Origin of the sequence: Corynebacterium sp. LaCa117 (assembly GCF_046717765.1) — a bacterium.
In the GTDB taxonomy this organism is placed as follows: Bacteria; Actinomycetota; Actinomycetes; order Mycobacteriales; family Mycobacteriaceae; genus Corynebacterium; species Corynebacterium kefirresidentii.
In genome coordinates this window covers 2185001-2199632 of record NZ_CP177102.1, presented here as the reverse complement: position 1 = coordinate 2199632, position 14632 = coordinate 2185001, and the positions used below count along the sequence as shown (strand labels likewise).

At 55.5% G+C, this 14632-nt stretch carries 10 protein-coding genes, 5 tRNA genes and 2 rRNA genes (1 of these 17 only partly in view); 12 read left to right on the top strand and 5 right to left on the bottom strand.

Annotated elements, in window-relative coordinates; all coding sequences use genetic code 11:
* Nucleotides 1-20 precede the first annotated feature (20 nt).
* Nucleotides 21-749, bottom strand: coding sequence for a phosphate signaling complex protein PhoU (gene phoU / locus ACLI1L_RS10730; protein WP_086588943.1), 729 nt, complete (start codon nt 747-749; stop codon nt 21-23).
* Between the two features lie 101 nt (nt 750-850).
* Nucleotides 851-1996 (bottom strand): tRNA dihydrouridine synthase DusB, encoded by a 1146-nt coding sequence (gene dusB / locus ACLI1L_RS10725; RefSeq protein ID WP_411707521.1) that lies wholly within the window; start codon nt 1994-1996, stop codon nt 851-853.
* A 191-nt stretch (nt 1997-2187) separates the two neighbouring features.
* Between dusB and ACLI1L_RS10720 the strand changes: the two genes are divergently transcribed.
* Together ACLI1L_RS10720 and ACLI1L_RS10715 are read left to right on the top strand one after the other, a co-directional pair.
* Nucleotides 2188-3690: an acetyl-CoA hydrolase/transferase family protein gene (locus tag ACLI1L_RS10720; RefSeq protein WP_086588941.1), complete on the top strand. Its 1503-nt coding sequence runs from the start codon at nt 2188-2190 to the stop codon at nt 3688-3690.
* A gap of 108 nt (nt 3691-3798) precedes the next feature.
* Nucleotides 3799-3871, top strand: a tRNA-Lys gene (locus ACLI1L_RS10715).
* A 31-nt stretch (nt 3872-3902) separates the two neighbouring features.
* Here the strand turns inward: ACLI1L_RS10715 and ACLI1L_RS10710 are convergent.
* Complete coding sequence (locus tag ACLI1L_RS10710) at nt 3903-4235, bottom strand: metal-sensitive transcriptional regulator (RefSeq protein ID WP_023019853.1); 333 nt, start codon at nt 4233-4235, stop codon at nt 3903-3905.
* Nucleotides 4236-4317: 82 nt separating this feature from the next.
* On the opposite strand from ACLI1L_RS10710, the gene ACLI1L_RS10705 reads away from it, so the two are divergent.
* From ACLI1L_RS10705 to ACLI1L_RS10680, 6 genes are all read left to right on the top strand, one after another.
* Nucleotides 4318-4393 (top strand) — tRNA-Glu (locus tag ACLI1L_RS10705).
* A gap of 35 nt (nt 4394-4428) precedes the next feature.
* Nucleotides 4429-4502: transfer RNA gene (locus ACLI1L_RS10700), tRNA-Asp, on the top strand.
* An 84-nt stretch (nt 4503-4586) separates the two neighbouring features.
* Nucleotides 4587-4901 carry a DUF4288 domain-containing protein gene (locus tag ACLI1L_RS10695; protein ID WP_411707520.1) on the top strand — a complete coding sequence of 105 codons (315 nt, stop codon included), beginning with the start codon at nt 4587-4589 and terminating at the stop codon, nt 4899-4901.
* Nucleotides 4902-4986: 85 nt separating this feature from the next.
* Nucleotides 4987-5060: transfer RNA gene (locus tag ACLI1L_RS10690), tRNA-Asp, on the top strand.
* A gap of 19 nt (nt 5061-5079) precedes the next feature.
* Nucleotides 5080-5152, top strand: a tRNA-Phe gene (locus tag ACLI1L_RS10685).
* 48 nt (nt 5153-5200) lie between these two features.
* Nucleotides 5201-5491, top strand: coding sequence for a GNAT family N-acetyltransferase (locus ACLI1L_RS10680; protein ID WP_086589217.1), 291 nt, complete (start codon nt 5201-5203; stop codon nt 5489-5491).
* A 40-nt stretch (nt 5492-5531) separates the two neighbouring features.
* Here ACLI1L_RS10680 and epsC read toward each other — a convergent pair whose 3' ends face one another.
* Together epsC and cysK are read right to left on the bottom strand one after the other, a co-directional pair.
* Entirely contained in the window at nt 5532-6095 is a 564-nt protein-coding gene (gene epsC, locus ACLI1L_RS10675; RefSeq protein ID WP_086589216.1) for a serine O-acetyltransferase EpsC, read from the bottom strand.
* A 70-nt stretch (nt 6096-6165) separates the two neighbouring features.
* A complete protein-coding gene (gene cysK / locus ACLI1L_RS10670; RefSeq protein WP_086589215.1) occupies nt 6166-7101 on the bottom strand; it encodes a cysteine synthase A in 936 nt (311 codons plus the stop codon).
* Between the two features lie 265 nt (nt 7102-7366).
* Between cysK and ramA the strand changes: the two genes are divergently transcribed.
* The 4 genes from ramA to ACLI1L_RS10650 form a co-directional block, all read left to right on the top strand.
* The gene (gene ramA / locus ACLI1L_RS10665) at nt 7367-8206 is read left to right on the top strand and encodes an acetate metabolism transcriptional regulator RamA (protein WP_086589214.1); all 840 of its coding nucleotides are present in this window, start codon (nt 7367-7369) and stop codon (nt 8204-8206) included.
* A gap of 21 nt (nt 8207-8227) precedes the next feature.
* On the top strand, nt 8228-9496 hold the full coding sequence (murA, locus tag ACLI1L_RS10660) for a UDP-N-acetylglucosamine 1-carboxyvinyltransferase (RefSeq protein WP_049361290.1): 1269 nt from the start codon (nt 8228-8230) through the stop codon (nt 9494-9496).
* A gap of 619 nt (nt 9497-10115) precedes the next feature.
* Nucleotides 10116-11633: ribosomal RNA gene (locus ACLI1L_RS10655) — 16S ribosomal RNA — on the top strand.
* A 465-nt stretch (nt 11634-12098) separates the two neighbouring features.
* Nucleotides 12099-14632: ribosomal RNA gene (locus ACLI1L_RS10650) — 23S ribosomal RNA — on the top strand (it continues 535 nt past the right edge of the window).
* The 16S and 23S rRNA genes sit together here, the layout of an rRNA operon.

The following is a 14632-nucleotide window of genomic DNA, read 5'->3' as shown; positions in this document are numbered from 1 at the left end:
GTTTTCTTAGTTTCTATTCCTTAGCGGCGGAACTGACGCTCTAGTTCGGCCATACGGGCCTCGAACTCCGCGTCCTTCTTGCTCTCTTCTAGCTTCTTGGCATAGTCGTGGGGCAGCAGCCCAGTGATCAAATAGATGATGTGGCCGGCAACCGAAACGCAGTGGTCGGCATAGCGCTCGTAATAGCGCGTAATCTGCGAGGTCTCCACTGCTTCTCGGACGGATCCTTCCCACTCGCGCTGGGTCAGGAGGCGCAAAAGATGAGAGTTGATATCGTCCACGGCGTCGTCATCGGCGCGAAGGTTCACGGATAGATCCGCGTCGGGAGTAACGAGAATATTGTGCAGCACAGAACCCATCTCTTCAGTGAGACGGTACAGCTCCTCAAAGTAGCCCATGTAGTTCGCAGGCACCACGGGATCGGGGTGGCGGCGGCGTGCGGAATCCGCGATGTGTTGGGCAAGCCTACCCATCCGGTAGAGGTCTTCCACGATATAGATGGAAGAGACAACTTGGCGGAGATCCTGCGCCATGGGGTTTTCTAGTGCTAAAAGTTTTACGGCGCGCTCCGAGCATCGAGTGCGGATTTCATCGAGCTCCTCAGTCATGGTGAGAGCTTCTTCGGCTGATTCCAAAACGCCCTGGATTAGTGCCTGTGAGGCCTTGTCCATGATGGTGCGCACGGTATCGCACATGACGATGAGGTCATGGGAGAAGTTGTTTAAGTGTTCCCTGTAGGCGGCACGCATGCCAGAAATAATAGCGAAAACTTTCCATTCCCGCGCAACTTAAGTGGAAGATAAATGCACGATACCTATATACCCCAGGGTGCTCTGATGCCCTAATAAGGTTAACCCCCGGAATTCATAATATCTGCGGCGACGGGAACGCATTCGTCCTCCGGATCGTCGAGCCAGCCATCTGGCAATGCCACCTTGGAAGGCGAACCTTGGCGGCCTCGGGCACCGTCGGCGTCGGCAGCCAGGGCGTCGGAATCTGCCCATGGGGCTAGTAGCTCTCGCAGTGCGTCGAGCGAATCCACCTTGGCCAAGCCCGCGCGGACTTGGCCGCCGACTGGGAAGCCGCGCAGGTACCAGCCAATGTGTTTGCGAATGTCGCGGGAAGCATTGTCCTCGCCATCGTGCTCTGCGAGGAGCTCCGCGTGGCGGAGGATAACCTGGGTAACCTCCCCCAGGGTCGGCTCAGCTGGGATGGACTCGCCGCGAAGGGCAGCGTCGAGCTCCGCAAAGAGCCACGGGCGGCCGAGGCAGCCGCGCCCTACCTGTACTCCGTCGCAGCCGGTTTGCTCCATCATGCGGCGCGCATCCTCGGCGCGGAAGATATCGCCGTTGCCCAAAACCGGGACTCCAGTGTCCGCTAGGTGCTCTTTAAGCCGGGCGATTTCATCCCACCGTGCTTCACCGGAATAGCGCTGCGCGGCGGTACGGCCATGCAAGGTAACGGCGGCGGCGCCGGATTCGACGGCGATGCGCCCCGCATCAAGATGCGTATGGTGTTCATCGTCAATGCCTACGCGCATCTTTACGGTAACAGGGATGTTGGTGCCCTCAGTGGCCTTGACGGCGGCGGAGACAATATTGCCAAAGAGGCGTCGCTTATATGGCAAAGCGGAACCACCGCCGCGACGGGTCACCTTGGGAACTGGGCAGCCAAAGTTCATATCGATGTGGTCCGCCAAGTTCTCGTCCACGATCATCTTTGCTGCCTTATAAGTATATTCCGGATCCACCGTATAAATCTGCAGTGAGCGGGGATCCTCCTGCGGAGCAAAGGTTGTCATGTGCAGCGTCTTTTCATTGCGCTCTACTAGCGCGCGGGCGGTGACCATCTCACAGACGTAGAGGCCAGAAACCGTGCCAGTGCGCGCCAATTCCTGCTCGCGACACAACGTGCGGAAGGCAACGTTGGTTACCCCCGCCATCGGGGCGAGGATGACGGGGGAGGAGAGATCGTAGTGTCCAATGCGCAAATTCACGCCCCAATTGTGCTAGTAGACGGGCCAAAATAGCAACTAGTGCCACAGTGGTGGCGTTCCTTATTTCCGTTTTATGGGGTGGGGGTCACACAAATGTGGTGGAAATCTTGCAAAGATTCGCTAATGTGGTCTGTGTAACTAATTAGGACGGCCGTTATTTTGGCTAGTCTCTCGATGAAGGAGGATTACCCTTGTCCGAAAGAATCGCGTATGCCCCGTTTCAGAAGCTCGTAGTTTCGGCAGAAGAGGCTGCACAGCACGTAAACCACGGTGATCGCGTAGGCATTTCCGGCTTTACCGGCGCTGGCTACCCTAAGGGCCTGCCTACCGCCATTGCAGAAAAGGCCAAGGCCCTGCATGAAAAGGGCGAGGAATTTAAGATCGATGTCTTCTCCGGCGCCTCCACTGCTCCGGATTGCGATGGCGTCCTCGCGGAAGCTGAGGCGATTCGCTTCCGCTCTCCTTATAACTCCGATCCCACCTTGCGTAAGCAGTTCAATGACGGCACCGCGCTCTACCAGGACATTCACCTGTCTCACTCTGGCCAGCAAGTAGAGGAGGGCTTCTACGGTGATTTCCAGGTAGCCATCATCGAGGCTGTGCGCATCACCGAGGAAGGCCACGTCGTCCCGTCCTCCGCCGTGGGTAATAACCTCGAATACATTGAGGCTGCGGATAAGATCATCATCGAGATTAATGAGTGGCAGTCCATCAACCTCGAGGGCATGCACGATATCTACCGCATCGAAAAGCTGCCGAACCGTCAGCCTATCCCTATCACCAAGCCGGGCGACCGCATCGGTACCACCTACATGGAAGTACCGGAGGACAAGGTTGTCGCAGTGGTCAAGACCGATGCCCCAGACCGCAACGCGCCATTTAAGGAGCCGGACGAGATCTCGGAAAAGATCGCCGCAAACTTCATCGAGTTCCTTGAGGGTGAGGTGGCTGCCGGCCGACTTGAGTATGACAAGTTCATCATGCAGTCCGGCGTGGGCAACGTGCCAAATGCCGTGATGGCTGGCCTCCTGGATTCCAAGTTTGAAAATATCCAGGCCTACACCGAGGTTATCCAGGATGGCATGCTTGATCTTATTGATGCCGGCAAGATGACCATGGCTTCTGCTACCTCCTTTGCCCTTTCCCCGGAGTATGCCGAGAAGATGAACGCGGAGGCGGAGCGCTACCGCAAGCACATCATTCTTCGCCCACAGCAGGTCTCCAACCACCCAGAGGTCATTCGCCGCGTCGGCTTGATTTCTTCCAATGGCATGATTGAGGCCGATATTTACGGCAATATCAACTCCACCAACGTCTCCGGCTCCCGAATTATGAACGGCACCGGTGGCTCGGGTGACTTCACCCGCAACGCCTATATCTCCACCTTCGTCTCGCCGTCCGTGGCCAAGGATGGCGCCATTTCCGCGCTGGTTCCTTTCGTGTCTCACACGGACCACACCGAGCACGACACCATGGTCATCATTACCGAGTATGGAGTAGCTGACCTGCGCGGACTGGCTCCGAAGGAGCGCGTGGAGAAGGTTATCTCTGTCGCTCACCCGGACTACCGTCCGCTGCTGGAGGACTACTTCAAGCGTGCCAAGGAAAACAAGTTCCAGCACACCCCGCACGATTTGAAGACCGCCTTCGACTTCCAGGTGAACTTCATGGAAAAGGGCGATATGCGCGGCTAATCTAGCTGTGTCCTGGCGGGCGCTCAGCGGTGAGCTGGGCGCCTTTCGCTTGCCGACGCCCCCTAATTAGGACTTTGCAAATGTCGCAAGCTAAGATGTAACGACGTTGGGCCTTTAGCTCAGTTGGTAGAGCTACGGACTTTTAATCCGCAGGTCGTGGGTTCGATCCCCACAGGGCCCACAACTGGAGCCACCCGGTAGGGTGGCTCCTTTTAGTTTTTCACCATCTTCTTGATGGCGCGCATCGCCTCTTCTAGCTTCTCCGTGGCCACTTCGCCGTCCTCGGCGGCAGCACCGGCCACGCAGTGCTCGATATGGTCTTCTAGGAGCGCGAGTGAGACATTTTCTAGCGCTGACTTCACGGCCGAAATCTGGGTAATAATGTCAATGCAATACTGGTCTTCCTCGATCATGCGATGGATGCCGCGTGTTTGGCCCTCAATACGTTTGAGCCGTGCGAGGTAGCGATCTTTACTTTGTGAATCTGCGTTATATCCGTGCACGTGCGGCTCGTGACAGGAGCACGTTTGATGCTGGTCAGACATGGTTCCTAATCTTTCTGGGGGAGCGATTTTGTAACTAGGTGAGGTCTCCAGTATATTTCTAGAAGTCGCCATAGCGCGACGGGCCCCCATCGTCTAGCGGCCTAGGACACTGCCCTTTCACGGCAGCGGCACGGGTTCGAATCCCGTTGGGGGTACCAACACGGAAGTGTTGGTACGAATTTAATATTCGATTGGCCTTGTGGCGCAGTTGGTTAGCGCGCCGCCCTGTCACGGCGGAGGTCGCGGGTTCAAGTCCCGTCAAGGTCGCAGAAAAGCAGCAATCGTTTCTACGATTGCTGCTTTATGTTTTGGTACGCTTGCGCTAACTAAGGAATTAGGAGAGTCAGCACTGTGGAACCATACGTAGGGATTGTCGTCTTTGAGCTGGTGTCGCAGGATTCGGAGCTTAGGAATTTCTACCGGGAAGACTTCTTCCTCGTCTACGCAGATTCTGAGGAGGAGGTGCACCGCAAGGTTGCTAACCGAGCTCACGAGCAAGAGTATGAAGGGCTGAAGTTGCGCCACATTGTAGATGTTGCTCCGGCCCTGTATGGCTATGTGGACCGAGATTGTGACCTTTACTCGCGGCACTTTGCCGCACTGGAAGACTATGAGCGCTTTGAGATGAAATTGGGAGGAAGCGATCCCCTTCAGGCTCCCAAATAGTGTTATGACGTGCCGATTTGGTGAGTATTGGGAGTCTTCTGTAAAGTAACTATCCGTGCCCAAGAGCGCACGCATAATTAAAAATGGCCCTGTGGCGCAGTTGGTTAGCGCGCCGCCCTGTCACGGCGGAGGTCGCGGGTTCAAGTCCCGTCAGGGTCGCGGAAACCTTCGGGTTTCTGGCCAGATAGCTCAGTCGGTAGAGCACACGCCTGAAAAGTGTGGGGTCGCCAGTTCGATCCTGGCTCTGGCCACAATAATGGCTCCTCGTAAGAGGGGCCATTTTTGCTTAGTATGGGCACATGGAACATGCTATTGCACACCAGACAGATAAGTCCCGCTATGTCCTTACCGTGGACGGAGTCGAGGCGGGCGCGTGTTACTACGTAGATGCCGGCACGACCCGCGAGTTCAACCACACCGTCATCAAGGATGCGTTCCGCGGCCAAGGATTGTCAGCGCCGCTGATTAAGGCCGCGCTTGACGACGCCCGGGGCGTCGGCAAGCAAGTCATTGCTTCCTGCTCCGCCGTGGCGCACTTTATCGAAAAGAATCCCGAATACAGCGACCTGCTGCGCCCAGAAGGCATATAAAAAGCGGCCCACAGTTGCCTGTGAGCCGCTGGGAGAGAATTTAGATGTAGTAGTCGGGGTCGACCAGTTTAATGCGCTCATTTGGATTGCGTGGGCGGTTCTTGGCTGGGATGCCCACCGCGATATGTTCGGCGGGCACGTCCTTCGTCACTACGGCATTGGCGCCAATGGCCGATCCCTCACCGATCGTAATGGGACCGAGCACCTTGGCGCCCGCACCGATGGTCACATTGTCTTCGACGGTGGGGTGGCGCTTGGTCTGGGTAAGTACCTGGCCGCCGAGGGTGACACCGTGGTAGAGCATGACACCATCGCCAATCTCTGCGGTTTCACCAATGACAATGCCCATGCCATGGTCAATAAAGAAGCGGCGGCCGATAGTTGCGCCTGGGTGGATCTCCACGCCGGTAAAAAAGCGATTAATCTGCGCCAAGATGCGTGCGGGCCCGCGCAGGCCGCGCTTCCACATCCAGTGCGAAATGCGGTGAGACCACACCGCGTGGAGACCGGAGTACACTACTGCATTTTCGACGTCGCCACGCGCGGCCGGATCGTGATCTCTTGCATTCGCTAAGTCTTCACGGATGTAGCTCATAATGTTCATGTCCACATAGTACTGGCATAAAAAAGGCACCCGCCAAGGTTGGCGGGTGCTTTTATTCAAGCGAAGTAACTTAAGCTTCGCGGATGTCCTCGAAGAGGATGGTGGAGACGTAGCGCTCACCGAAGTCCGGCAGGACAACCACGATGGTCTTGCCCTCAAACTCTGGGCGCTCTGCCAGCTTCAAAGCTGCAGAGACGTTAGCGCCGGCGGAAATGCCTACCAGCAGGCCTTCCTGGGTGGCCAGGTCACGGGAGGCCTTAATGGACTCCTCGGTGGTGGCGGTAAAGACTTCGTCGAGAAGCTCGCGGTCAAGCACCTCAGGAACGAAGTTAGCGCCAATGCCCTGGATCTTGTGCGGGCCAGCGTGGCCTTCAGATAGGACAGGGGAGTCGGACGGCTCGACGGCGGCCAAGTGCAGGTCCGGATTCTTGGACTTGAGGAAGCGACCCACACCGGTAACGGTGCCGCCGGTGCCTACACCAGCAACGAAGGCATCAACCTTGCCCTCGGCGTCTTCCCAGATCTCCGGGCCGGTGGTCTCCTCGTGCATCTTCGGGTTTGCCTCGTTGGCGAACTGTGCAGCCAGGATAGCGTTGTCGTTCTCGGCGACGATTTCATTCGCCTTGTCGACGGCGCCCTGCATGCCCGCCGCGCCTGGGGTCAGTACAATCTCTGCGCCGTAGGCGCGCAGCAGTACCTTGCGCTCGTTGGACATGGTCTCCGGCATGGTCAAGATGACCTTGTAGCCCAAAGTGGCGCCGGCCAGAGCCAAGGCAATGCCGGTATTGCCGGACGTGGCTTCCACGATGGTGCCGCCCGGCTTGAGCTGACCAGACTTCTCAGCGGCCTCCACGATGGCCTTGCCGATGCGGTCCTTTACGGAGTTAGCAGGGTTAAAAGACTCAACCTTGGCAAGCACAGTGGCGCCCTTGCCCTCGGTGAGATGGTTCAAGCGGACCAGTGGGGTGCCGCCGATGGTTTCCATAATGTTGTTGTAGACAGCCATTGTATTGACTCCTTTGGGAATCGGATTTGGATTCAAATCGTGTACAACGCAAGGGTACACTACACAAGTAGACCAGTCAGTATATAAATTCTAGACCGGGCATTCGGGCATTCCATGTGGGATTACAACACCGGATAAGCCAGGGGCGATTTCGAATTACCCCCACATGCTGTCTATACTTCCACTCAGTTGCCCGCTGGCCCCCAAATTCCCGGGGGGAAGACGGGTACACCTGCTTGGTTACCCCCGACGAGGAAAGAGTCTCATGGAGTCGCATCGCCTCAAAGATGATGAAGAATCCGTACGCGCGGCGTTATCGTCCCTGAAAACCGCTACAGGTATTCCGGTGACGATGTATGCCACGCTGCTGCCAGACAATCGCTTGCAGATTACGCAGTGGGTGGGCCTACGTACCCCAGCGCTGCAGAATCTGATCATTGACTCAGGCGTTGGTGTGGGTGGGCGAGTGGTGAGCACTCGCCGCGCGGTAGGTGTATCCGACTACACGCGTGCCACCACCATCTCGCACGAGAACGACCGCGTAATCCAGGACGAGGGTCTGCACTCCATTGTGGCCGTGCCCGTTACTGTGCAGCGCGAAATTCGCGGTGTCCTCTACGTCGGCGTTCACTCCCCAGTTCGTTTGGGCGACAAGGTCATTGAAGAAGTGACGATGACCGCGCGCACCCTCGAGCAAGACTTGGCCGTTAATTCCGCCATGCGACGTGCCGATGGGTCCAAGGGTGGAGCCGCCCGCGGCCACGTCATGAACGGTGCCGAGTGGGAGCAGGTCCGTTCCACTCACTCCAAGCTGCGCATGCTGGCCAACCGCGTAGCAGACGAAGAACTGCGCAAGGAGCTAGAGACGTTGTGTGACCAGATGGTCTCGCCGGTGCGCGTGAAGCAATCCACCAAGCTCTCCGCCCGCGAACTCGATGTTCTCTCTTGTGTGGCCCTAGGCCATACCAACGTAGAAGCAGCTGAGGAAATGGGAATCGGCGCAGAAACCGTGAAGTCTTATTTGCGCTCGGTAATGCGCAAACTCGGTGCGCACACCCGCTACGAGGCGGTTAATGCCGCCCGTCGTATCGGCGCATTGCCTTAAGAACCGGTAGCGTAGGCAGTTGTGAAAGATCAGTTTATTGTTTCCGGCGGTGCCCGCCTAGAGGGCACCGTTAAAGTAGATGGCGCGAAAAATAGCGTCTTGAAGCTCATGGCCGCATCCTTGCTGGCGGAGGGCACTACGACGCTGACGAACTGCCCAGAAATTCTGGACGTCCCCCTCATGAAGAAGGTTCTCGAAGGGCTCGGCTGCGAGGTAGTCATCGAGGGCTCTGAGGTTCGGATTACTACCCCTGCACAGCCGCAATCCAACGCGGATTTTGACGCGGTCCGCCAATTCCGCGCATCCGTCTGCGTGCTCGGGCCTTTGACTTCCCGCTGTGGCCACGCGAAGGTAGCGTTGCCTGGTGGTGACGCGATCGGTTCCCGCCCGCTCGATATGCACCAGACGGGCTTGGAAAAGCTGGGCGCGACCACCCGTATTGAGCACGGTGCCGTCGTGGCAGAAGCCACCCACCTGCGCGGTGCGAATATTCGCCTTGATTTCCCGTCTGTGGGCGCGACTGAAAACATCCTCACCGCCGCGGTTCTCGCTGAAGGAGAAACCGTTCTGCATAATGCGGCTCGTGAGCCCGAAATCGTCGATCTGTGCACCATGCTCAAGTCCATGGGTGCCAATATCGAAGGTGAAGGAAGCTCGGTGGTGACTATCCGGGGCGTCGATAAGCTGCAGCCCACCCAGCACGAGGTTATCGGTGACCGCATCGTGGCAGGTACATGGGCATATGCCGCCGCCATGACTCAGGGGGACATCACTGTGGGCGGTATCTCGCCGCGTCACCTGCACCTGCCATTGGAAAAGCTGAAGTCTGCCGGTGCCGAACTGGAAACCTATGAGAACGGCTTCCGCGTACGCATGGATCAGCGCCCGCAGGCGGTGGACTACCAGACCCTGCCATTTCCGGGGTTCCCTACTGATTTGCAGCCTATGGCCATTGGCATCTCCGCCATTGCGGACGGAACGACGGTCATTACAGAGAATGTCTTTGAATCCCGCTTCCGCTTTGTAGATGAAATGCTGCGCCTGGGTGCCGACGCTCAGGTTGACGGGCACCATGTAGTAGTCCGCGGCAAAGAGCGGCTGTCTTCTACTCACGTATGGAGCTCCGATATCCGCGCAGGTGCGGGCTTGGTGCTTTCTGCGTTGTGTGCGGATGAGACCACTACGGTTCACGATGTTTTCCACATCGACCGCGGTTATCCGAATTTTGTAGAAAACCTGCAGCGTCTCGGCGCCACGATCGAAAGAACTCAGGAAGAAGAGCTCTTTTAACGACGTCCCCAGTACACAGTTTTCCGTTGTGTGCTGGGGATTTGTGTTGTTTGGTTGTGGTGGACTACATTAATCCAAGTCGCCGAGAGGTAGCCGGGAGGTTACTTGATGGTGACATTTTGTACGGACTTGGTTTGATGATTTGACTTTGTTCTTTGAGTTGAGTAAGTTTGTACGGGCTGCCGATGAGAGGTTAACGGGAAGTTAATTTTTTGTTGGTTGGTGATGATGTTTGAGAACTCAATAGTGTGCCAATGTACTTTTTATTTTTTGTGTGCATGGTTGTGTGTTGATTGGTTTGTCTGCCAATAAGCCTTTTGGTTGGTTTGTTGGTTGGTGTGTGCCGGTTGGGTATGTGGAACACGTACCTTTTTGAATGCTGTTTGGTGTTTCGGCTGCATTGAGATGGATTGGTTGGCATGTGATTGTGTTTACCTTTTTTGGTTTCCTCTTTTTGACCCCGTCGGGTTGAGGGGACTGTAATTTTTTTCTTTGTAGTAATTTTTTGGACGCCAGCATGAGCTTTATGAAGTGTTTTTGCTTTGTGGTTTGTGGTGGTTTGTTCTTTTGTTGGGTTTCGGGCTTTTCACGGCCTGTTTCGGATTTGTTCTGAAATTTTTTTGTGGAGAGTTTGATCCTGGCTCAGGACGAACGCTGGCGGCGTGCTTAACACATGCAAGTCGAACGGAAAGGCCCTGCTTGCAGGGTACTCGAGTGGCGAACGGGTGAGTAACACGTGGGTGATCTGCCCTGCACTTCGGGATAAGCCTGGGAAACTGGGTCTAATACCGGATAGGAGCCATTTTTAGTGTGATGGTTGGAAAGTTTTTTCGGTGTAGGATGAGCTCGCGGCCTATCAGCTTGTTGGTGGGGTAATGGCCTACCAAGGCGGCGACGGGTAGCCGGCCTGAGAGGGTGGACGGCCACATTGGGACTGAGATACGGCCCAGACTCCTACGGGAGGCAGCAGTGGGGAATATTGCACAATGGGCGCAAGCCTGATGCAGCGACGCCGCGTGGGGGATGACGGCCTTCGGGTTGTAAACTCCTTTCGCTAGGGACGAAGCTTTTTGTGACGGTACCTAGATAAGAAGCACCGGCTAACTACGTGCCAGCAGCCGCGGTAATACGTAGGGTGCGAGCGTTGTCCGGAATTACTGGGCGTAAAGGGCTCGTAGGTGGTTTGTCGCGTCGTCTGTGAAATTCCGGGGCTTAACTCCGGGCGTGCAGGCGATACGGGCATAACTTGAGTACTGTAGGGGTAACTGGAATTCCTGGTGTAGCGGTGAAATGCGCAGATATCAGGAGGAACACCGATGGCGAAGGCAGGTTACTGGGCAGTTACTGACGCTGAGGAGCGAAAGCATGGGTAGCGAACAGGATTAGATACCCTGGTAGTCCATGCCGTAAACGGTGGGCGCTAGGTGTGAGGGTCTTTTCACGACTTTCGTGCCGTAGCTAACGCATTAAGCGCCCCGCCTGGGGAGTACGGCCGCAAGGCTAAAACTCAAAGGAATTGACGGGGGCCCGCACAAGCGGCGGAGCATGTGGATTAATTCGATGCAACGCGAAGAACCTTACCTGGGCTTGACATACACTGGATCGGGCTAGAGATAGTCTTTCCCTTTGTGGCTGGTGTACAGGTGGTGCATGGTTGTCGTCAGCTCGTGTCGTGAGATGTTGGGTTAAGTCCCGCAACGAGCGCAACCCTTGTCTTATGTTGCCAGCATTTGGTTGGGGACTCATGAGAGACTGCCGGGGTCAACTCGGAGGAAGGTGGGGATGACGTCAAATCATCATGCCCCTTATGTCCAGGGCTTCACACATGCTACAATGGTCGGTACAACGCGCAGCGACACTGTGAGGTGGAGCGAATCGCTGAAAGCCGGCCTTAGTTCGGATTGGGGTCTGCAACTCGACCCCATGAAGTCGGAGTCGCTAGTAATCGCAGATCAGCAACGCTGCGGTGAATACGTTCCCGGGCCTTGTACACACCGCCCGTCACGTCATGAAAGTTGGTAACACCCGAAGCCGGTGGCCCAAACTTGTTAGGGAGCCGTCGAAGGTGGGATCGGCGATTGGGACGAAGTCGTAACAAGGTACCCGTACCGGAAGGTGCGGGTGGATCACCTCCTTTCTAAGGAGCTTTATTTATTGGGCACAGTTGTGCCGTGCTGCCACGGTTGTGGTGGGTGTTGGTTGAGTGTGCGAGTGTCATGCTGCCAACGTTGTTTGTTTGAAAATTTCCGGGTGGAAGATACACCTTTAAGACAAAGACCGAGTGTTTGAATGGCGCTTTGTGACACGCAGTGTTGTGCACATGGGAAGTAAGTGTTTGTATGTTGGTGCATTGTTGGGTGTCTGGGGCATTATCCCCTTTTTTTGGTGCCTGACCATTTTGCTGGTGTGCATGGTTTGTGTGTGCTGGTTTGTGGTTGGGGTGTTGTGTGAGAACTGTATAGTGGACGCGAGCATTAAACACATGTGGCAGGCTGCGCTTTTGTGTGGTGTGTTGTGTGTGTTTGTGTGATTTCTTTTTTGTGTTTATTTTGTCAAGTTCACTTGTGTGGCCACTCGCGCTTGTTTGTGTGTGGTGGTTTGTGTGTTCGTTATTAAGGGCGCATGGTGGATGCCTTGGCATGCTGAGCCGATGAAGGACGTGAAAGGCTGCGTTAAGCCTCGGGGAGTTGTCAATTAAGCGTTGATCCGAGGATGTCCGAATGGGGAAACCTGGCCCTGGTTATGTGGGGTTACCCTTCAGTGAATTCATAGCTGTTGTGGGGGTTTACGCGGGGAAGTGAAACATCTCAGTACCCGTAGGAGAAGAAAATAATAATGATTCTGCTAGTAGTGGCGAACGAACGTGGATGAGGCTAAACCGTGTGCATGTGATACCTGGTAGGGGTTGTGTGTGCGGTGTTGTGGGCCCTGATGTGCGGTGACTACCATTGCCGCGTCTGCGCATTGTTGTTAGGTGAAGTGGTTTGGAATGGCCTGCCGGAGTAGGTGAGAGTCCTGTAGCTGAAGATGATGATGTGTGGGTTGTTGGGTTGCCCGAGTAGCAGCGGGCTCGTGGAATCTGCTGTGAATCTGCCGGGACCACCCGGTAAGCCTAAATACTCAGTGTGACCGATAGTGTATGAGTACCGTGAGGGAATGGTGAAAAGTACCCCGGGAGGGGAGTGAAATAGTTCCTGAAACCATGTGCTTACAATCCGTCAGAGCACCTTTGTGTGTGTGATGGCGTGCCTTTTGAAGAATGAGCCTGCGAGTCAGCGGCATGTCGCGAGGTTAACCCGTGTGGGGTAGCCGTAGGGAAACCGAATCCTAATGGGGTGTTTAGTGGCATGTCCTGGACCCGAAGCGGGGTGATCTACCCATGGCCAGTGTGAAGCAGCTGTAAGAGGTTGTGGAGGCGCGAACCCACGTAGGTTGAAAACTGCGGGGATGAGCTGTGGGTAGGGGTGAAAGGCCAATCAAACTCCGTGATAGCTGGTTCTCCCCGAAATGCATTTAGGTGCAGCGTCGTATTATAGCTTGGTGGAGGTAGAGCTACTGGTTGGTTGAGCGGGACTACAATCTTAGCAATGTCAGCCAAACTCCGAATGCCATTAATTGTGTTGTACGGCAGTGAGACTGTGGGGGATAAGCTTCATAGTCGAGAGGGAAACAGCCCAGATCGCCGGTTAAGGCCCCTAAGGGTGTACTAAGTGGAAAAGGATGTGGGATCGCGAAGACAGCCAGGAGGTTGGCTTAGAAGCAGCCATCCTTGAAAGAGTGCGTAATAGCTCACTGGTCGAGTGGTTCTGCGCCGACAATGTAGTGGGGCTCAAGTACACCGCCGAAGCCGCGGCAACAATTTTTTGTTGGGTAGGGGAGCGTCGTGCATGGGTTGAAGCGTTACCGTAAGGAGGCGTGGACTGTGTGCGAGTGAGAATGCAGGCATGAGTAACGAATTGATAGGTGAGAATCCTATCCGCCGGATGACTAAGGGTTCCTGGGTCAAGTTCGTCTTCCCAGGGTGAGTCGGGACCTAAGGCGAGGCCGACAGGCGTAGTCGATGGATAACCAGTTGATATTCTGGTACCCGTACATGCGCGCCCATGATAAAGCACTGATACTAACCACCGCGGATGCATTGCTGGTCTTCTTTGAAGTCTGGTGGTGTTGATGTCGTGGGGCCTGATGTGTGGTTCAAGTGATGGGGTGACGCAGTGAGGTAGCCACGCCACTTATTGGATTGGTGGTGTAAGCGTGCAGACCGTGTGGTAGGTAAATCCGCTGCACATTATGGTTGAGGCGTGATGCGTAGACCCGATGGGGTTGATGGTGGTGATCCTGTACTGTCGAGAAAAGCCTCTAGCGATGTGTGTGTATGGCCCGTACCCTAAACCGACACAGGTGGTCAGGTTGAAAATACTAAGGCGTTCGGGTGAACTGTGGTTAAGGAATTCGGCAAAATGCCCCCGTAACTTCGGGAGAAGGGGGGCCCTACGATGTGAAGGTCCGTGCGGCTGGAAGCGTTGTGGGGTCGCAGAGAATAGAGGGAAGCGACTGTTTATCAAAAACACAGGTCCATGCGAAGACGTTAAGTTGATGTATATGGACTGACGCCTGCCCGGTGCTGGAAGGTTAAGAGGACCGGTTAGTAGTCTTTGACTGCGAAGCTGAGAATTTAAGCCCCAGTAAACGGCGGTGGTAACTATAACCATCCTAAGGTAGCGAAATTCCTTGTCGGGTAAGTTCCGACCTGCACGAATGGCGTAACGACTTCTCTGCTGTCTCAACCACAGGCCCGGTGAAATTGCACTACGAGTAAAGATGCTCGTTACGCGCGGCAGGACGAAAAGACCCCGGGACCTTCACTATAGCTTGGTATTGGTGTTTGGTTCGGTTTGTGTAGGATAGGTGGGAGACTTAGAAGCTATCACGCTAGTGGTGGTGGAGTCGTTGTTGAAATACCACTCTGATCGGATTGAGCATCTAACCTTGGCCCATGATCTGGGTTGGGGACAGTGCCTGGTGGGTAGTTTAACTGGGGCGGTTGCCTCCCAAAATGTAACGGAGGCGCCCAAAGGTTCCCTCAGCCTGGTTGGCAATCAGGTGGTGAGTGTAAGTGCACAAGGGAGCTTGACT

Coding starts and splice junctions, on each gene's coding strand:
- phoU (WP_086588943.1), bottom strand. CDS start 749: ATGCGTGCCGCCTACAGGGAACACTTAAACAACTTCTCCCATGACCTC.
- ACLI1L_RS10710 (WP_023019853.1), bottom strand. CDS start 4,235: ATGTCTGACCAGCATCAAACGTGCTCCTGTCACGAGCCGCACGTGCAC.
- ACLI1L_RS10680 (WP_086589217.1), top strand. CDS start 5,201: ATGGAACATGCTATTGCACACCAGACAGATAAGTCCCGCTATGTCCTT.
- epsC (WP_086589216.1), bottom strand. CDS start 6,095: ATGAACATTATGAGCTACATCCGTGAAGACTTAGCGAATGCAAGAGAT.
- cysK (WP_086589215.1), bottom strand. CDS start 7,101: ATGGCTGTCTACAACAACATTATGGAAACCATCGGCGGCACCCCACTG.
- ramA (WP_086589214.1), top strand. CDS start 7,367: ATGGAGTCGCATCGCCTCAAAGATGATGAAGAATCCGTACGCGCGGCG.